Origin of the sequence: Streptomyces sp. NPDC000075 (genome assembly GCF_040301925.1) — a bacterium.
GTDB lineage: Bacteria > Actinomycetota > Actinomycetes > Streptomycetales > Streptomycetaceae > Streptomyces > Streptomyces polychromogenes.
Map to the genome: position 1 here is coordinate 308,716 of NZ_JBEPFL010000004.1, position 19,022 is coordinate 327,737.

General features: G+C 74.2%; 11 protein-coding genes. 10 read left to right on the forward strand and 1 reads right to left on the reverse strand.

The genetic code is table 11. The features are described 5' to 3' along the window. Positions 1–157 precede the first annotated feature (157 nt). The 7 genes from ABT403_RS07480 (at position 158) to ABT403_RS07510 (ending at position 14,304) form a co-directional block, all read left to right on the forward strand. A complete protein-coding gene (locus tag ABT403_RS07480) occupies positions 158–1,864 on the forward strand; it encodes a glycerol-3-phosphate dehydrogenase/oxidase (protein ID WP_344163625.1) in 1,707 nt (568 codons plus the stop codon). A gap of 150 nt (positions 1,865–2,014) precedes the next feature. Next, positions 2,015–4,372: a serine/threonine-protein kinase gene (locus ABT403_RS07485; RefSeq protein ID WP_344163628.1), complete on the forward strand. Its 2,358-nt coding sequence runs from the start codon at positions 2,015–2,017 to the stop codon at positions 4,370–4,372. A gap of 92 nt (positions 4,373–4,464) precedes the next feature. Continuing rightward, the gene (locus ABT403_RS07490) at positions 4,465–7,152 is read left to right on the forward strand and encodes a serine/threonine kinase C-terminal domain-containing protein (RefSeq protein WP_344163631.1); all 2,688 of its coding nucleotides are present in this window, start codon (positions 4,465–4,467) and stop codon (positions 7,150–7,152) included. A 114-nt stretch (positions 7,153–7,266) separates the two neighbouring features. Then, a complete protein-coding gene (locus tag ABT403_RS07495) occupies positions 7,267–8,880 on the forward strand; it encodes a serine/threonine-protein kinase (protein WP_344163634.1) in 1,614 nt (537 codons plus the stop codon). Between the two features lie 92 nt (positions 8,881–8,972). Further along, positions 8,973–10,598, forward strand: a complete 1,626-nt coding sequence (locus ABT403_RS07500; protein ID WP_344163637.1) for a succinic semialdehyde dehydrogenase — start codon at positions 8,973–8,975, stop codon at positions 10,596–10,598. Positions 10,599–10,679: 81 nt separating this feature from the next. Next, entirely contained in the window at positions 10,680–12,473 is a 1,794-nt protein-coding gene (locus ABT403_RS07505) for a GMC oxidoreductase (protein WP_344163640.1), read from the forward strand. Positions 12,474–12,654: 181 nt separating this feature from the next. After that, complete coding sequence (locus tag ABT403_RS07510; protein WP_344163643.1) at positions 12,655–14,304, forward strand: COG1361 family protein; 1,650 nt, start codon at positions 12,655–12,657, stop codon at positions 14,302–14,304. 246 nt (positions 14,305–14,550) lie between these two features. Here ABT403_RS07510 and ABT403_RS07515 read toward each other — a convergent pair whose 3' ends face one another. Then, on the reverse strand, positions 14,551–14,823 hold the full coding sequence (locus ABT403_RS07515; protein ID WP_344163646.1) for a chorismate mutase: 273 nt from the start codon (positions 14,821–14,823) through the stop codon (positions 14,551–14,553). A gap of 329 nt (positions 14,824–15,152) precedes the next feature. On the opposite strand from ABT403_RS07515, the gene guaA reads away from it, so the two are divergent. The 3 genes from guaA to ABT403_RS07530 all read left to right on the forward strand — a co-directional run bounded on the left by guaA (position 15,153) and on the right by ABT403_RS07530 (position 19,015). Beyond that, positions 15,153–16,745 (forward strand): glutamine-hydrolyzing GMP synthase, encoded by a 1,593-nt coding sequence (guaA, locus tag ABT403_RS07520; protein ID WP_344163649.1) that lies wholly within the window; start codon positions 15,153–15,155, stop codon positions 16,743–16,745. Positions 16,746–16,873: 128 nt separating this feature from the next. Beyond that, the gene (locus ABT403_RS07525; protein WP_344163652.1) at positions 16,874–17,656 is read left to right on the forward strand and encodes a class II aldolase/adducin family protein; all 783 of its coding nucleotides are present in this window, start codon (positions 16,874–16,876) and stop codon (positions 17,654–17,656) included. Between the two features lie 102 nt (positions 17,657–17,758). Further along, positions 17,759–19,015 carry a hypothetical protein gene (locus ABT403_RS07530; protein WP_344163655.1) on the forward strand — a complete coding sequence of 419 codons (1,257 nt, stop codon included), beginning with the start codon at positions 17,759–17,761 and terminating at the stop codon, positions 19,013–19,015. Positions 19,016–19,022: the final 7 nt, after the last annotated feature.

Genomic DNA, 19,022 nt, shown 5'->3' on the forward strand with positions numbered 1-19,022 from the left:
ATATGACAGATATGTCGCATTCTGGGGCCTTGGTCATCCCTGTGTTGTCCACAGCCGGTGGCTGATGTCGGCGCGGCCGGTCAGAATCGGAAAACGGGAGATGTGAGCGGGATCACCCGCACCGAGCGGGTTCGGCCCGCACCAACGGGAGGCAGCCGTGAGGACAGCGACACTGGGGCCCGCGCAGCGCGCGGAGGCCCTCGCCGGAATGGCCGAGCGGGAACTGGACGTGCTGGTCGTCGGCGCGGGGGTGGTCGGCGCGGGCACCGCGCTCGACGCGGTGACCAGGGGTCTGTCGACCGGGCTGGTGGAGGCGCGCGACTGGGCGTCGGGGACGTCGAGCCGCTCCAGCAAGCTCATCCACGGCGGCCTGCGCTACCTGGAGATGCTCGACTTCGCCCTCGTCCGCGAGGCGCTCAAGGAGCGCGGGCTGCTGCTGGAGCGGCTCGCCCCGCACCTGGTGAAGCCGGTGCCGTTCCTCTACCCGCTCCAGCACAAGGTCTGGGAGCGGTTCTACGCGGGCTCCGGCGTGGCGCTGTACGACGCGATGTCGGTCTCCAGCGGGCACGGCCGGGGCCTGCCCACCCACCGGCACCTCTCGCGCCGCCGGGCGCTGCGGATCGCCCCGGCCCTGCGCAAGGACGCCCTGGTGGGCGCCCTCCAGTACTACGACGCCCAGATGGACGACGCGCGCTACGTGACCACGCTGGTCCGGACGGCCGCCGCCTACGGGGCGCACTGCGCCAACCGCGCGAGGGTGATCGGCTTCCTCCGCGAGGGCGAACGGGTGGTCGGGGCCCGCGTGCGGGACGTGGAGGGCGGCGGGGAGTACGAGATCCGCGCGAAGCAGGTGGTCAACGCGACCGGGGTGTGGACGGACGACACGCAGGCGCTGATCGGGGAGCGCGGACAGTTCCACGTCCGGGCCTCCAAGGGCATCCACCTGGTGGTCCCCAAGGACCGGATCCACTCGAACAGCGGACTGATCCTGCGGACGGAGAAGTCGGTGCTGTTCGTCATCCCCTGGGGGCGGCACTGGATCGTGGGCACCACGGACACCGACTGGGACCTGGACAAGGCGCACCCGGCGGCGTCCAGCGCCGACATCGACTACCTGCTGGAGCACGTGAACTCGGTCCTGGCGGTGCCGCTGACCCGGGACGACGTCCAGGGGGTCTACGCGGGCCTGCGGCCCCTGCTGGCGGGGGAGTCGGACGCCACGAGCAAGCTCTCCCGCGAGCACACGGTGGCCCATCCGGTGCCGGGGCTGGTGGTGGTGGCCGGCGGCAAGTACACGACGTACCGGGTGATGGCGAAGGACGCCGTCGACGAGGCGGTGCACGGGCTGGACCAGCGGGTGGCCCAGTGCGTCACGGAGGACGTGCCGCTGGTCGGCGCGGAGGGCTACCGGGCCCTGTGGAACGGCCGGGCCCGCATGGCGGCGCGGACCGGGCTGCACGTGGTGCGGGTGGAGCACCTGCTGAACCGGTACGGATCCCTGACGGAGGAACTGCTCGCCCTGATCGCGGACGACCCGGCGCTGGGCGAACCGGTGACCGGCGCGGACGACTACCTCCGGGCGGAGGTCGTCTACGCCGCCTCGCACGAGGGGGCCCGTCACCTGGACGACGTACTGACCCGGCGGACCCGGATCTCGATCGAGACCTTCGACCGGGGGACGCGCTCGGCGCGCGAGTGCGCGGAACTGATGGCTTCGGTGCTGGGCTGGAACAAGCGGCAGATCGAGAACGAGGTGGAGCACTACGAGAAGCGGGTGCAGGCGGAGCGGGAATCGCAGCGCCAGCCCGACGACCAGACCGCCGACGCGGCACGGCTGGGGGCGCCCGACATCGTGCCGTTCTGACTCCGTGATCCGCATGGGGGAACCGCTGGACCCGGGGCTCCCGTCCGATGCGGAGTGAGCAACAATGAGGTTTCTGCCGGGGTGGGTTACCTTGCCCCCGGCGGCTGCCGGGGGCAGCCGGGGCAGGCTGCACGATCGCAGAGGGGACGCATGTCGAAGCCGGAGCACACCGAGCCGCCTGGCGACGGCGCGGTGAAGTCGGGCGCCCAGCCCGAATCTGACGTCGCGCAGGCCGGAACCGCCGGGGCGGAGGGCGCCGGATCCGCGGCGGAACCGGCCGTCGTTCCCCGCCCGAGGTCGGGCGCGTCGAAGGCGACGGAGGACGCGGAGTCCGCCGCCGACCCGGCTGCCGGAACGGTTCCTGACGCCCCGGCGGACGAGGACCCCGCCGAGAAGGCCGGACCCGGCACCGCCGACGCGCGCCAGTCCGCGCCCGAGGCACAGGCCAAGCCCCCGGCCCCGAAGGGCGTTTCGACGGCGAAGCCCGTCGCCGCCACGGCGGCAGGTTCCGGGGCCGAGGCCGCGAAGCCCGCCACGGGCAAGGCAGCTGACGCCGCACCCGAGGACGCCAAGCCGGTGGCGGGGAAGGCCGCCGGTGCGGGCGGGGGGCGGGAGCGGGAAGGGCGGTTGCTCGCCGGGCGGTACCGGCTCGGGGCCGTGCTCGGCAAGGGCGGCATGGGCACCGTCTGGCGGGCCGAGGACGAGGTGCTCGGCCGGACCGTCGCCGTCAAGGAGCTCCGCTTCGGCGGCGGCGTCGACGAGGACGAGAAGCGCCGCCTCATCACCCGCACCCTCCGCGAGGCCAAGGCCATCGCGCGCATCCGCAACGAGGGCGCCGTCACCGTCTACGACGTCGTCGACGAGGACGCGCGCCCCTGGATCGTCATGGAGCTCATCGAGGGCCCCTCCCTCGCCGAGTTCGTCCGCGAGAACGGCCCGCTGACCCCGCACCGCGCCGCCGAGGTCGGTCTCGCCGTGCTCGACGTCCTGCGTGCCGCGCACCGTCAGGGCATCCTGCACCGCGACGTGAAGCCGTCCAACGTGCTCATCGCCGGCAGCGGCCGCGTCGTCCTCACCGACTTCGGCATCGCCCAGGTCGAGGGCGACCCCTCCATCACCTCCACCGGCATGCTCGTCGGCGCCCCCTCCTACATCTCGCCCGAGCGCGCCCGCGGCTACAAGCCGGGCCCGCCCGCCGACATGTGGTCCCTCGGCGGGCTCCTGTACGCCGCCGTCGAGGGCGTGCCCCCCTACGACAAGGGCTCCGCGCTCGCCACCCTCACCGCGGTGATGACCGAGGCCGTGGACCCGCCCAAGAACGCCGGTCCGGCGCTGACCGAGGTCATCTACGGGCTGCTGGTCAAGGACCCGGCGATGCGGCTCGACGAGGACCGCGCCCGGTCGATGCTGAAGGCCGTGATCGACGCGCCCGAGCCCGGGCCCGCTCCCGCACCCGTCCCCGCGGTCGAGGAGACCCGCCCGATCTCCCTGAGTAAGGCGGAGGCGGAGGCGGAGAGGGCGGCCGAGAAGGCGGCGAAGAAGGAGCGCGAGCGCCGCGAGCGCGAGCAGCGCGACCGCACCCGCGCCGCGCTGAAGGCGGCCCGCAAGGCGGCGGCCGCCGAAGCCGCGGCCGCCTCCGCCGCCGAGGCCGCGCCCAAGCGCCCCTCCACGGTGGCCCCCGCGTCCCTCACCGACGTGATGCCGCGCCGCACCATCGCCCTCGCGATAGCCGGCGTCCTCGTGGTCCTGGCGGTCATCGGCTCGCTCATCGCGTACGCGGTCAGCGGCGACGACGACAAGGGCGGCCGCAAGAACGAGGGCCAGGGCACCCCCGCCCCGGTCGCCTCCGCAGCCCACTCCCCGGGCAACGCCCCGGCCGCGTCGGAGGCCTCCTCGCCGAGCCCGACCCCCAGCCCCGGCGCGTCCGCGGGCGGCAGTCCGAGCCCGGCCGCGCCCGGTGCGAGCCCGGGCACGGACCCCGCCCAGAACCAGGGGCAGAGCAGCCAGGGCCAGGGCGCCAGCCCGGGCGGCTCCGGCGGTGGGGCGGGCGTCCCGGCCGGCTTCGCCACGGTGACGGACCTGAACTTCCGGTTCGCCATGGCGATGCCCGAGGGCTTCCACCAGACCGGTACGGCCGGCAGGAACTCGGGCGCGATATACAGCCGCTCCGGCGGCTTCCCCCGTATCCAGGTCGACCACACCGACAGCCCGGGCACCGACGCCCTCGCCGCCTGGAGCGAGATGGCCCCGGGCACGGCGGCCAGCAGCAGGAACTACCGGCAGATCCGCCTCGAAACCGTCAACTACCGCGGCTACCCCACCGTCGCGGACCTGGAGTTCGAGCGCGAAGAGCAGGGCACGAAGGTCCGCGTCCTCGACCGCGGCTTCCGGGCGGACGCCAAGAACGGCTACGCCATCATGATCACCTGTGCGGCCGACCAGTGGGACGGCCCCGAGTGCACGCAGATGCGCAACACCGCCTTCGACACCTTCCAGCAGTTGGGCTGACGGCCCGCGCAAGCCCGGGACGCGGGCGGCCCGGGGCACGTATCGTGTCAGCGGGGCCATATGGGGGACCCACCGCACTCGGGGGAGGCGATGTGGAGGACTACGCCGGCCGGACCCTGGCCGACCGCTACCGTCTGCCGTTGCCGCCGTCCGACGAGTACGAGCTGATAGAGACCCGCGCCTTCGACACCCGCAGCGGGCAGGAAGTCCTCGTCCGGCACGTCCCGCTGCCGGAGGTGGTGGACGCCGAACTGCTCGACGGGACCCGTGCGCGCCCGGCCGCGACCGGGGAACTCCCCGCGGTGCGCAGGGCGATCGCCGCCGCGCAGGCCGCCGCCTCCGTACCGGACCACCCCCGGCTCGACCAGGTCTTCGACGTGTTCGCCGAGGACGGTTCGCTGTGGATAGTGAGCGAACTCGTCCCCGCCCGGCCGCTGGCCGCGCTCATCGCCGACGAACCGCTGACCCCCTACCGGGCGGCGGAGGTCGCCTCTGACGTGCTGACCGCCCTGCGCGTGCTGCACGCGCACGGCTGGACCCACCGCAACATCACCGTCCGCACGGTCCTGATATGCGAGGACGGACGCGTCGTCCTCACCGGGCTCGCGGCCGGCGCCGCCGAGGACGCCCTGTGCGGCTACGACCCGGTGCCGGCGGGGGAGTCGGAGCAGCCGGACGGTGCCTGGGACGCGCCGCCGCCACCGGCCGGCGGGCCGACGTACGCCCCCCTGGTGGCCCCCGGCTACGACACCGGGCCGCGCTACACCGACCACATCGTCCCCGCGCCCGCCGAGCCGGCCGGGCCCCCGCAGGCCGTCGAGCCGCAGGAGCCCGCGCCAGCGCCCCGGCCCGGGCCCCCGGCCCGCGACCGCGACGACTCCCTGGCCGCCGCCCGCGCCGCGACCATCGCCGCCTACCGGGCCGGCTCCCGCGCCGCCGCCGAGCAGGCGGCGCAGGAGCGCGGGGCCCGGGGGCCGGTGGTCGTCCCGCAGTTGCCGCCGACCGGGGCCAACCTGCCGCAGGAGTACGCGTACCCGTACGGCGGCCCGGACACCGCCGCCCCCACTCCCTGGCACGGGGTCGCCCCCCGCCGCCCGGCGGACCAGGAGCAACGGCCGGATCCGCAGCCGCAGCCGGATCCGCAGCCGCAGCCGGATCCGCAGCGGGAGCCGGAACCGGAGCAGAGCCCCTACGCGCAGCCGGAGCAGAGCCCCTACGCGCAGCCGGAGCAGGCCCCGGACCAGGGGTCGCAGTGGCCCGAGCCCTTCCCCGAGCCGCCCCGCCCCGCGCTCCCGGCGTCGCTCGCGCTCCCGCAGGGCTACCACCAGGCCGACCCCCCGCCGCATGCCGCCGGCCCGGGCGAGGGCCGGCCGCGCCCGGGGGGCGGGGCCTCGCAGGAGGACCCGTCCGAAGCCACCGCCGTCCTGCCCGTCATCCCGGCGAGCCGCGCCGCCGGAGCACCCGGGGCACACGTCCCCGGAGCCCGGACGCCCGCGCACCCCGCCGCCCCGGCCCGCGCGGCCGGACCCGCCCCCGGACCCGCCCGGTCCGCCGGGGCCTGGGGCGGCGCCCCCTTAGCCGCCGGAGGCCCCCGTACCGGGCTCGACGCCGAGCGGGCCCGGCAGACCCGGATGGCCGTCGTCGGCCCCGTCACCGAGCGCTGGGCCCCCGAACAGGCCGGCCCCGTCCACGGCGGCCCCTGGCAGCTGGCCGCGCCCATCGGCCCGGCCACCGACCTCTGGGCCCTCGGCGCCCTGCTGTACCGGGCCGTCCAGGGGCACGCCCCGTACCCGGAGGAGAGCGTCGCGGAGCTCGTGGACATGGTCTGCGCGGAGCCCCCCGCCTTCGCCGAGGAGTGCGGCCCGCTGCGCCCCGTCGTGGAGTCCCTGCTGCGCCAGGACCCCACCGAGCGCCCCGACTTCGAGGAGCTGCGCGGCTGGCTGCGCTCGCTCGTCCGCTCCGCCCCGGAGCCCGACGGCGACTTCGTCCTCCCGCTGCCCGAGCCCGACCCGGCCCGCCTGCCCGAGGTGCGCCGGCGCGGTGAGCTGCACGGCCGCCACCGCCACGCCGACGCCCCCCGGGGGCCCCGTTCCCTCGGCCGGACCCTGCTGGTCGCCGTCCTGGCGCTGCTCGTGGGCGGGGTGGCGTACGCGATGCTGTTCCTGCCGGGCTCCGACGACCAGGACGCCGGCCGGGCCCAGCAGCCCACGGCCGCGCAGAGCCCGGCGCCCCCCTCCCCGGCGCCGCAGAAGACGCAGAAGCCCCCGCAGCAGTCGCCGCCGCCGGCCTCCGCGTCCTCCGGCGCGCAGCCGCCCGCCCAGCAGGCCCCCGACGGCTACACCCTCCAGCAGGACCCGGCGCACTTCACGATCGCCGTCCCCAACGGCTGGGAGCGGCAGTCGATCAACGAGGCCGGTCAGGTCCGTTACACCCAGGGCCAGTTCACCCTGATCGTGGTCCCGGGCCGGGACCGGGTCGAGGGCGGCTCCCCGGACCCGATGGGCTACCAGAAGGACAAGGAGGCGGAGCTGGCCCCGTACCGCAACTCCACCTGGGCCTCCGGGGGCGACGTGAAGTCGACGAAGGTGGGCCAGCAGCTGCGGGTGACCGGCCGTTACACCTGGATCGACGCGGCGGGCCGCTCCCTGTTCGCCCGCAACTTCGTCGTCGCGCTGGGCGGCGGCTACCACGTGGTCATGGTCACGGGACCGGAGGACAACCAGGACAAGGTCACCGACGTCTTCGACAAGGCCACGGCCAGCTACCAGGCCGGAGGCTGACGGCCGATCAGTACGGCGATTGCGTCACAGTGCTGTCTCACGGGCCCCGCCCGGTTCCGGCACCGCCCGCATGCTCCGTAATCTGGCCCGGAGTGCACAGAGCGGCGGGAATTCGTGGAACAGCAGACAGGCGCGGGCGCGGTGCTCGCGGGCCGGTACCGGCTCGTGGAGCCCATCGGCAGCGGCGGCATGGGCAAGGTGTGGCGCGCCCATGACGAGTTGCTGCACAGGACGGTCGCGGTCAAGGAACTGACGGCGGTCCTGTACGTGTCCCAGGCCGACCGGGAGGTGCTGCACGCCCGGACCCAGAAGGAGGCCCGGGCGGCGGCCCGGATCCAGCACCCGGCGGTCGTCACCGTGCACGACGTCCTGGACCACGACGACCGGCCGTGGATCGTCATGGAGTACATCGACGGCCCCTCCCTCGCGGAGGCCGCGAAGGCGGCCGGGCGGATCGAGCCCCGCGAGGCGGCCCGGATCGGCCTGCACGTGCTGGGCGCGCTGCGCGCCGCGCACGCGGTCGGCGTCATGCACCGGGACGTGAAGCCGGGCAACGTGCTGCTGGCCAAGGACGGCCGGGTGCTGCTCACCGACTTCGGGATCGCGGCGATCGAGGGGGACTCCTCCATCACGCGTACGGGTGAACTCGTCGGCTCCATCGACTACCTGGCCCCGGAGCGGGTCACCGGCGGGGCCCCGGACCCCTCCTCCGACCTGTGGTCCCTGGGCGCGACCCTGTACACGGCGGTCGAGGCCCGTTCGCCGTTCCGCCGGACCTCGCCGATCTCCAGCCTCCAGGCCGTCGTCAACGACGAGCCGCCCGTCCCGAGCCAGTCCGGCCCCCTCGGCCCGGTCATCACCGCGCTGCTGCGCAAGGATCCGGCCGAGCGCCCCTCGGCGGCCGAGGCCGAGCGGATGCTGATCGAGGCCATGGAGGGCCGCGAGCCCAAGGCGGCGCACGCGTACGTGCCCACCCGCGCGGTGACCGCCGAGGAGCGGGCCCCCGCCCGGGAGGCCGTGCCCCCGGCGCCGGAGCCCACGTCCGGCCCGGCGACGGCCACCGCCCCCACCGAGCGCACCCCGGCACCCGCCGGGGGTACGCCGGGCCGGCTGCGGCGGATCGCGGTGGTGGCCCTCGTCGCGGCGCTGCTCGGCGGCGGCGGGGTCTTCGGCGTGCTGAAGCTGACCGGCGGCGACGCCGCGGACAACGCCGGCCCGGACGACAAGAACGTCTCCGCCCCCGACGGGCAGGACGAGGGTGCCGACGCCCCGCCGCAGGGCTACACCGAGGTCACCGACCCGGCGGGCTTCACCCTGTTCGTCCCGGAGGGCTGGAGCCGCCAGGTGGACGGCAACCAGATCGACTACACCGGGGACAACGGCAAGCACTACATCCGGATCGCCGCCGACCCCACCCCGGACTACCCGAACCCGTACGCGCACCTGCTCGACCTGGAGAAGCAGGTGGCGAAGCGGACGGACTACAAGCGGCAGAAGCTCAACCCGAACACCTTCCGGGACACCACCCAGGCCGTGCTGTGGGACTTCACGTGGACCGAGAAGGGGGTGCACGCCGGACCGCGCCGGGCCATCGAGCAGATGTACGTCGACAAGAACGGCACCGAGTACGCGATCTACATGACGGGCCCCGCCGAGGACTGGGCGACGACCCGCCAGCGGTTCGACACCGTCCTCAGCGGCTGGGAACCGGCACCGAAGAAGGGCTGACGGGCCACCGTGCCAGCGATTACTGGCACACTTGGCAAAATCCGGTTACCCACGGGTACCCAAAGGCCCCCCGGCGGAATACGCTCACCGCCATGACGGACTCGAAGGCTGCTGCCGCCCCCCTCCGCTCCGCACCCACCAACCCGGTCGCCCCGGCCCCGGCGGGCGCCCGCACCGCCGCCGACGTGGTGACGCCCGCCCTGATCGCCCGGCTGACCCGCGGAGTGACCGGCTCCGGCAGCACCGCCAACCACACCCCCTTCACGGGGGCCAAGCTGGCGGACCTCCCCGAGGCCACCCCCGAGGACGTGGCCGAGGCCTTCGCCAAGGCCCGCGCCGCCCAGCCCGCCTGGGCCGCCGTCCCGGTGCGGCGGCGCGCCGCCGTCCTGCTGCGCTTCCACGACCTGGTCCTCGCCCGCCAGTCCGAGGTCCTCGACCTCATCCAGCTGGAGACCGGCAAGGCCCGCCTGCACGCCCACGAAGAGGTCCAGGCCGTCGCGGTCGCCGCCCGCCACTACGGCCGCAAGGCCCCCTCCTACCTGCGCCCCAAGGGCCACACGGGCGCCATGCCCACCCTCACCAAGGTCACCGAGCTGCGCCAGCCGCGCGGGGTCGTCGGCCAGATAGCCCCCTGGAACTACCCCCTCGAACTGTCCGTCGGCGACGCCCTGCCCGCCTTCGTCTCGGGCAACGCCGTCGTCATGAAGCCCGACACCGAGACCGCGCTGACCGCCCTGTGGGCGCGCGACCTGCTGATCGAGGCCGGGCTGCCCGCCGAGGTCTTCCAGGTCGTCCTCGGCGAGGGCCCCGTCGTCGGCCCCGAGGTGGTCCGGCACGCCGACTACGTCTCCTTCACCGGCTCCACCCGTACCGGCCGCGAGGTCGCCCAGGGCGCCGCCGCCCGCCTCGTCGGCGTCTCCCTCGAACTCGGCGGCAAGAACGCCATGCTCGTCCTGCACGACGCCGACGTGGAGAAGGCCGCCGCCGGAGCCGTCCGCGCCTGCTTCTCCTCCGCCGGACAGCTGTGCATCTCCATCGAGCGGCTCTACGTCCACGCCTCCATCGCCGACGCCTTCGTCGAGCGCTTCGCCGCCCGCACCAAGGCCATGCGGCTCGGCGCCGCCCTCGCCTACGGCGCCGACATGGGCTCCCTGGTCGGGGAACGCCAGCTGGAGACCGTGCGCCGGCACGTGGACGAGGCCGTGGCCAAGGGCGCCACCCTCGTCGCCGGCGGCGTCGCCCGCCCCGACATCGGCCCCCTCTTCTACGAGCCCACCATCCTCGACGGCGTCGAGACCCCCATGGCCGTCTGCGCCGAGGAGACCTTCGGCCCCGTCGTCTCGATCTACCGCTTCACCGACGAGGACGAGGCCGTCGCCCAGGCCAACGCCACCGCCTACGGCCTCAACTCCAGCGTCTGGACCAAGGACGCCCGCCGCGGCCACGCCGTCGCCGCCCGCCTGCGCACCGGCACCGTCAACATCAACGACGGCTACGCCCCGGCCTACGGCAGCGCCCAGGCCCCCATGGGCGGCATGAAGGACTCCGGGCTCGGCCGCCGGCACGGCTCCGAGGGCATCCTCAAGTACACCGAGGCCCAGACGGTGGCCCACCAGCGGCTGCTGCCGATGGCCCCCTCGCTGGGCATGGACGACGCCAAGTACGCCGAGTTCATGACCCGCAGCCTCAAGGTCCTCAAGGCCCTCCGCTTCCGCTAGGCCGCACCGGTCACACCAGCACCCCGCACCCCGCACCCCCAGGGCAACAGGCACGAACCGACCGCCGGGAGGCACCGCGCAGTGTCGTACGACCACGCATACGACTACGACGTCATCGTCATCGGATCGGGCTTCGGAGGTTCGGTCTCGGCACTGCGGCTCACCGAGAAGGGCTACCGGGTCGGCGTCCTGGAGGCAGGACGCCGCTTCACCCGCGAGAGCCTGCCCCGCAACAGCTGGGACCTGCGCAACTACCTGTGGGCCCCCGCCCTCGGGCTGTACGGGATCCAGCGCATCCACCTGCTCGGCAACGTGATGGTGCTCGCGGGCGCCGGCGTGGGCGGCGGCTCCCTCAACTACGCCAACACCCTCTACGTGCCGCCCGCCGCCTTCTTCGAGGACCGCCAGTGGGCCTCCATCACCGACTGGCAGGCGGAACTCGCCCCGTACTACGAGCAGGCCAAGCGGATGCTCGGCGTACGGCTCAACCCGACGATGACCCCCTCCGACGTCCACCTCAAGGCGGCCGCGGAGAAGATGGGCGTCGGCGACTCCTTCCACATGGCCCCCGTCGGCGTCTTCTTCGGTGACGGGCGGGACGCCGAGGGGCAGAAGAAGGTCCGCCCGGGCCAGGAGGTCCCCGACCCCTACTTCGGCGGCGCCGGGCCCGCCCGCAGGGCCTGCACGGAATGCGGCGAGTGCATGACCGGCTGCCGGCACGGCGCGAAGAACACCCTGAACGAGAACTACCTGCACCTCGCCGAGCGGGCGGGCGCCGTCATCCACCCCATGACCACCGTCACCGCCCTCGCCGAACACCCCGACGGCGGCTACCGGATCCGCACCGTGCCCACCGACCACCGCCGCTCCGGCCGCGCCAAGGTGCTGCGCGCCCGGTACGTGGTCGTCGCGGCGGGCACCTACGGCACCCAGACCCTGCTGCACACCATGAAGGACCGCGGCGAACTGCCCCGCCTCTCGGACCGGCTCGGCGATCTGACCCGCACCAACTCCGAGGGCCTGGTCGGCGCCCAGACCGACGACCGCCGCTACCGCAGGCGCCACCCCGCCGAACGCCGGGCGGACTTCACCCGGGGCGTGGCCATCACCTCGTCCGTGCACCCCAACGCCGACACCCACATCGAGCCCGTCCGCTACGGCAAGGGCTCCAACGCCATGGGGTTCCTGACCGTCCTCCAGGTGCCCCACAGCACGCACCGGGTGCGCGCCTGGTTCGCGCGCACCGCCCGCCACCCCGTGCAGCTGGCGCGCTCCCTGTCGAACCGGCGCTGGTCGGAGCGGACCATCATCGGCCTGGTCATGCAGTCCCTGGACAACTCCCTGACGACCTACCGCAAGCCCCGCGGCCCCGGCAAGGGACTCCTGACGGCCCGCCAGGGCCACGGCGCGCCCAACCCGGTGCAGATCGCCGAGGCCACCGAGGCCGCGACCCTGCTGGCCGAGGAGATCAACGGCTTCCCCGGCAGCAACGTCGGCGAGCTCATGGGCACCCCGCTCACCGCGCACTTCCTCGGCGGCTGCCCGATCGGCGCCACCCCCGAGGAAGGGGTGGTCGACCCGTACCACCGGCTGTACGGCCACCCGGGCATCTCGGTGGTCGACGGTGCGGCGGTCTCCGCCAACCTCGGCGTCAACCCGTCCCTGACCATCACGGCCCAGGCCGAGCGGGCCATGTCGTACTGGCCGAACAAGGGCGAGGCGGACCCGCGGCCCGCGCAGGGGGAGGCGTACGAACGCCTCGCGGCGGTGGAACCCGTCCGTCCGGCCGTTCCGAAGGAGGCCTTCGGGGCACTGCGGCTGCCCTTCCTGCCCGTCCCGGAAATTCCCCGCGGACAAGCGGAACCGCAGGACTGATACCCCGGACACGACCGCGGCGGGCACCGCGCTCCCCCTCCGAGCGCGGTACCCGCCGCAGTACAGAAGTGGACAGGCGGTCGCCGGAAAAGGTTGTACCGGAATGCTTTGGGTGAAGCTGTGGTGTCGGTCACACGGCCGACCGTGCAACCGAGGTGCGCGTCCGGCGGTCACACGGGGCATGAGACAGCGCATCTCCCTGCTGGCCGCGTGCGGCCTGGCTGCCGCGGGACTCGTCACCGTCCCCGCCGCCGCGGCCCACGCCGCGGAACCCGTCTTCCGGCTGACCGGAACGCCCGGCCTCACCCTTCCGCCCGCCCCCGCGACGGGCTCCCCGACGCCGGTGGCCCTGAACTACCGGCTGGAGGGACCGGCCGGGGTCGACACCTTCGACGGCGAGTTCACCCTGACCGTCGACCTCTCCCGGTTGGCCGGGGTGGCGACCGTACGGGAGAACCCCCGCGCGGCGGCCAAGAAGTGCGCCCCCGCCGGCAACACGCTCGTCTGCAAGCAGCAGGGCCTGCGCCCCGGTGTCCCGGCCGGCCTGGACCTGGAGGTCACCGCCGGCAAGACCACCGGCGTCGGCGTGGTCACCGTGACGGGCACGGCCGCCGGCGCCACCGTCGAGCGCGCCGTCACCGGCATCAAGGTCGGCGCGCCCGACCTCGTCATGGGCGAGATGAACCTCAAGAAGGACCCCAAGCCGGGGGAGAGCCAGTCCCTGCCGCTCACCTTCAGGAACACGGGCAACGAGCCGGCCAAGGGCATCGTCCTGGAACTGGAGGCCAGCCGCGGCCTGGAGCTCCCGGAGCGGTACGACAACTGCACCTACCGCACCACCCGCACCTCCACCACCGCCGTCTGCACCGTCGAGGGCGACTTCGACCCCAAGGCCTCCTACGAGCTGGCCGGCGACAGCCCGCTCCACCTGAAGGCCGGCGCGAACGCCCTCAACGAGCGGTTCGGCTACGGCGTCTACCCGGCGCCCGTCCCGCCGAAGGCCCAGGCGGAGCCGGACAAGACCGGCACCGACCAGCCGAAGACCGGCGACGCGGCCGGCAAGGCGGCGCGCAGGCTGACCGCCCGCAAGGCGGCGGCGCCCGCCCCGCTCGCCCAGCACGGCCCGGACGCCAACCCGGCCGACAACAAGCGCGAGGCCGTCCTCACCGTCTCGAACACCGCGGACTTCGAAGCCGAGCCGCTGACCGTCAAGGGCGAGGCCGGCACCACCGCCAAGGCCGTCGTCGCCATCCGCAACAACGGCCCGGCCTGGATCGCCGGCCGGGGCGACGGCACCCCCGCGGCCGTCGTCGACGTGGAGCTCCCCCAGGGCCTGAAGGCCGTCACGGCGCCCGCCGCCTGCCACCCCGTGAACGCGGCGCTGTACCGCTGCGCCACCGCGCCCTCCGTGCTGGAGAGCGAGAACGTCGAGTTCCCCTTCGAGCTGAAGATCGAGAAGGCGGTCAAGGACGCCAAGGGCGCCATCCGGGTCGGCGCGCCCGGCCCGAAGGGCGAGCCCCAGCGGCACGCCTTCGACCCGGTCCTGGCCAACAACCTCGCCGCCTTCACGGCGAACCCGACGTCCACGGGTCCCAGCCCGAGCCCGTCCGGCAGCCCCTCGCCCAGCGCCTCCGCGAGCACCTCGGCCTCGCCGAGCGCGAGCTCCTCGGCGAGCGCCGGCACCACCGCGAACGGCGGCAAGAGCGGCGGTCCGCTGGCCTCCACCGGCAGCCAGGCCGGCCTGGTCGGTCTCGGCGCGGCCGCGCTGGTCGCCGTCGGCGGCGCGCTGTTCCTCTCGGCCCGCCGCCGCAAGGGCGGCGCGCACGCGTGACGGCCTGAGCGCCTGACGGCCTGACCGCCCGAACACGACGAACGGCCGGCCCGGGGCGTCCCCCGGACCGGCCGTTCCTCTTGTGACCGGGCCGCTGTCCCCTGCCGCCCGGTCACGAGGGGGAGCGGGGTCCCACGACGTACGCCGTCGGGCGTCACGTCTCACCGCTCCCGCGGACACCCCCCTCAACGAAGCCGCCCGGGGCCGGACACGGTCCGGACGGGTGACGAACACCCGGCCGCGCGGTCAGACGCGGCCCCGGCACAGCTCCAGCAAGGTCATCGCGAGGGCGGTCCCGGGCTTGCCGAGGGCGTCGCTGAAGTGCGACAGCACCTCCATCTCCCGTGAGAGGTGCACGCGGCGGCCGCCCGCGCCGATCCGGGCCTCCTGGATGACGGCCGAGACGGCCATCCGCTCCTGGATCAGCCCGATGATCCGGTCGTCGAGGGCGTCGATGCGCTCCCGGCAGTCGGCGATCAGCTGCTCGGGGGTGGCGGCGGTGGTGGTCACGGTGCTCATGGGTCTCTCCTGTGGTCGTGGCCGACAGGAGCGGGAACGCGGAGCGCCCCGGTCCTGTCGGACCGGGGCGCTCTGGGAAGTCAGCGGCTCAAGCGAGCATCACGATGACCCATGGCGACCGGACCGGCCGGTGCCATAGGTAAAGAGGAAGCTCAGCTGCTTGCGCATGGTGTGGATTATGGCCCCCCGCCGGCGCCGCGGCCAACCGGGCCCGGATGCTGAGACGCGCCCGCCACGTGACGTGGGCCTCGGATGGTGCGACAAAAGCGCGCCCGGCGCCACCGGTAGAATCGACAAAACAGCCACCTCTTCCGCCGGAAGGCCGTCCCGTGCCAGAAGCACCCTCCGCCGCCCACGACAGCGCCCCGGACACGGTCCTCGTCGTCGACTTCGGCGCGCAGTACGCCCAGCTCATCGCCCGCCGCGTCCGCGAGGCCCGCGTCTACAGCGAGATCGTGCCCAGCACGATGCCCGTGGCCGAGATGCTCGCCAAGGACCCGAAGGCGATCATCCTCTCCGGCGGCCCGTCCTCCGTCTACGAGGAGGGCGCCCCGCGCCTGGACGACGGCCGCGCCCTGTTCGAGTCCGGCGTGCCCGTCTTCGGCATGTGCTACGGCTTCCAGCTGATGGCGACCACCCTCGGCGGCACCGTCGACAACACCGGCGCCCGCGAGTACGGCCGCACCCCGCTGGCCGTCTCGAAGCCCGGCTCGACCCTGTTCGAGGGCACCCCCGAGCACCAGTCGGTGTGGATGTCCCACGGCGACGCCTGCTCCGCCGCCCCCGAGGGCTTCACCGTCACCGCGTCGACGAACGTCGTCCCGGTCGCGGCCTTCGAGAACGACGAGAAGAAGCTGTACGGCGTGCAGTACCACCCCGAGGTGATGCACTCCACGCACGGCCAGCAGGTCCTGGAGCACTTCCTCTACCGGGGCGCGGGCCTGAAGCCCACCTGGACCACCGGCAACATCGTCGAGGAGCAGATCGCGGCGATCCGCGAGCAGGTCGGCGACAAGCGCGCCATCTGCGGCCTCTCCGGCGGCGTGGACTCCGCGGTCGCCGCGGCCCTCGTCCAGAAGGCCATCGGCTCCCAGCTGACCTGCGTCTACGTCGACCACGGCCTGATGCGCAAGGGCGAGACCGAGCAGGTCGAGAAGGACTTCGTCGCGGCCACCGGCGTCCAGCTGAAGGTCGTCGACGCCCAGGAGCGCTTCCTGAACGCCCTGGCCGGCGTCTCCGACCCGGAGACCAAGCGCAAGATCATCGGCCGCGAGTTCATCCGCGTCTTCGAGCAGGCCCAGCTGGAGATCCTCCAGGAGGACGGCCCGGCGGTCTCCTTCCTGGTCCAGGGCACCCTGTACCCGGACGTCGTCGAGTCCGGCGGCGGCACGGGCACGGCCAACATCAAGTCCCACCACAACGTGGGCGGCCTCCCCGACGACATCGAGTTCGAGCTCGTCGAGCCGCTGCGCCAGCTGTTCAAGGACGAGGTCCGGATGGTCGGCCAGGAGCTCGGCCTGCCGGAGGAGATCGTCCAGCGCCAGCCGTTCCCCGGCCCCGGCCTCGGCATCCGCATCGTCGGCGAGGTCACCAAGGAGCGCCTGGACCTGCTGCGCGAGGCCGACGCCATCGCCCGCCACGAGCTGACCGCCGCCGGCCTGGACCGGGAGATCTGGCAGTGCCCGGTCGTCCTGCTCGCCGACGTCCGCAGCGTGGGCGTCCAGGGTGACGGCCGCACCTACGGCCACCCGATCGTGCTGCGCCCCGTCTCGTCCGAGGACGCGATGACGGCCGACTGGACCCGGATGCCCTACGAGGTGCTGGCCCGGATCTCGACCCGGATCACCAACGAGGTCAAGGACGTCAACCGCGTGGTCCTGGACTGCACGAGCAAGCCCCCGGGCACCATCGAGTGGGAGTAGTCCCCCGCCGTCGCGCCTGAGCCGAAGCCGCCGTTCCCCCCGGGGAGCGGCGGCTTCGCCGCGTCGTGGGTCTGGCCTCCTCGCCCCCGCGCCGGTACCTTGCGCCGCGACCAGGAGGAGGGACGGCCATGCCGGAGCAGCCCGTACCCGTGCCGGCGGAGCGGCTGGCGTTCGAGATGCCGCCCGTGCACCGGGACCCCGCCGAGGAGCGGGCGCACCGCAAGGAGCGGCTCGCCGGCGCGCTGCGGCTGCTGGGCCGGCTGGGGTACGAGGACGGGGTCACGGGGCACGTCACCGCCCGGGACCCGGAGTTCGGGGACTGCTACTGGGTCAACCCCTTCGGCCGGGCCTTCGCCGCCCTGCGCCCCGACGACCTGCTGCTCGTCGACGGGGACGGACGGGTGGTCCGGGGCGGGCGCCGGGTGAACCAGCTGGCCTTCGCCGTGCACGCGGCCGTGCACCGGGCGCGGCCCGAGGTGGTGTCCGTGGTCCGCACACAGGCCCCGTACGGCAGGGCGCTGGCCTGCCTCGGCGAGCTGCTGGCCCCGGTCAGCCAGGAGGCCTGCGCCTTCTACGAGGACCACGCGCTCATGGACGAGTACCTGGGGGCGGAGGACCCCGCCCGGGTCGCGCGGGCGCTGGGCCCGTACAAGGCGCTGATCCTGCGCAACCGGGGGCTGCTGACGGTCGGCGGGTCGGTGGACGCGGCGGTGTGGTGGTTCGTGGCGGCGGAGCGGGCGGCGCAGGTGCAGCTGATCGCGCGGGCCGCCGGGAAGCCGGTGCTCATCGACCACCACGGGGCGGTCGCCACGCGGGAGCGGTTCGGGGGTGACCTGGCCGCGTGGGCGAGCTACCAGCCGCTGTGGCAGACGGTCGCGGACGGCGGCGGGCCGATGGCGTCAACATCATGAACCGTTAATCACCTGCTCTGACATCGTGCGCAATCCGGAGCACTGCCCCAGTGGTGCACAATTCGCTGGCATCGCACCGTAGTTCAGAGAGGCGGCACGCACGTGGCTGTCCAAGAGATGTCCCGGGGTACCCATACCGCCGTCTGCGCCTGCGACGACTGCGCGCGGGAGGGGCACCGCCGCGCGGTCGCCGCGTTCCTGGAGAAGCGCGACGAGTTCGCGGCCGGGCAGGGGGTGCCGTCCGCCGTGGCCCACTCCCTCGGCGCCTCCCGTCAGTGGGTCTCCGACGAGTTGACCCTGTCCGCCCGCACGGTCGCCGAGCGGGGCCGGGAGGCCGGGAACTCCTGGCTGTACCTGTTCTCCCGGCGGGCCGTCCTCACCCTGTGGATCGCCGCCGGGGTGCTGCTGCTGGTGCAGGTCGGCACCGCACTCGGCACCGGCTGGTCCACCGCCCGCACCGCCGGGCTGCTGGCCGCGCTGGCGCTGGCCGGGCTGCTGACCGTCGCGGCCCGCGCGCAGTCGCTGCGGGGCGGGCTGCTGGCCCCGGTGGTCGGCGAGGACAACCGGCTGTCCACCTCGAAGGCGGTGCCGAGCGCCTGGGTGGTGCTGACCGCCTTCGCGGCGCTGCTGCCCGCGCTGCGGCTGGCCGCCTCCTCGCCCGGGCCGGAGCGCGACTCCCTGTACCAGGGGTTCGCGCTGGGGCGGGCGCTGCCGCTGCTGGCGGTGGTCGCGCTGACGTCGGGGGTGGCGGTGCTGGTGCGCCGGGTGGTCTCCGTACGGATCGCGGGGCAGCGGCTGCAGAAGCTGCCGGCGGACCGGCCGCGCGGGGTGGACCTGCTGACGGACGACGACGGGCGCGGGAGCTTCCCGGACGCGCAGTACGTGCTGCTCTCCACGGTGGTGCTGGCCTACGCGGCGGTGACGCTGGCCCGGTTCCCCGACCGGCTGCCGCAGCTGCCGTGGGCGCTGGCCCTGCTGATGGCCCTGTCGGCGGCGGTGTACCTGGCGGCGAAGTACGCCGAGGGGAGCCGTCCGCTGGTGCTGTCGGTGGTGCGCAGGCGCGAGCCGGGGGACATCGACGCGGCGGTCCGGCCCGGGGACGACATCGAGATCCGGGGCGTCGGCTTCGTCCCGCCAGGGGCGCGTACGCCGGAGATGCTGGCCCGGCTGGTGGTCCGGGTCGGCGCGGTCCACGTGCACGTCCCGCTGGTCCCCGTCGCCGGGGGTTTCGTGAACCCGTCCGACACGGTGCTGACCGTGCCGGTCCCCGCCGAGGTGGAACCGGGGCGGGTCGACGTCCAGGTGGTGACCGCCGCAGGGGTGGAATCCAACCGGTGCATCATCGACGTGGCCGAGTGAAGCGGGT

What these genes read in the sequence shown, in the direction of transcription:
- ABT403_RS07485 (WP_344163628.1), top strand. Translation starts at nt 2,015, where the DNA reads ATGTCGAAGCCGGAGCACACCGAGCCGCCTGGCGACGGCGCGGTGAAG.
- ABT403_RS07500 (WP_344163637.1), top strand. Translation starts at nt 8,973, where the DNA reads ATGACGGACTCGAAGGCTGCTGCCGCCCCCCTCCGCTCCGCACCCACC.
- ABT403_RS07510 (WP_344163643.1), top strand. Translation starts at nt 12,655, where the DNA reads ATGAGACAGCGCATCTCCCTGCTGGCCGCGTGCGGCCTGGCTGCCGCG.
- ABT403_RS07515 (WP_344163646.1), bottom strand. Translation starts at nt 14,823, where the DNA reads ATGAGCACCGTGACCACCACCGCCGCCACCCCCGAGCAGCTGATCGCC.
- ABT403_RS07525 (WP_344163652.1), top strand. Translation starts at nt 16,874, where the DNA reads ATGCCGGAGCAGCCCGTACCCGTGCCGGCGGAGCGGCTGGCGTTCGAG.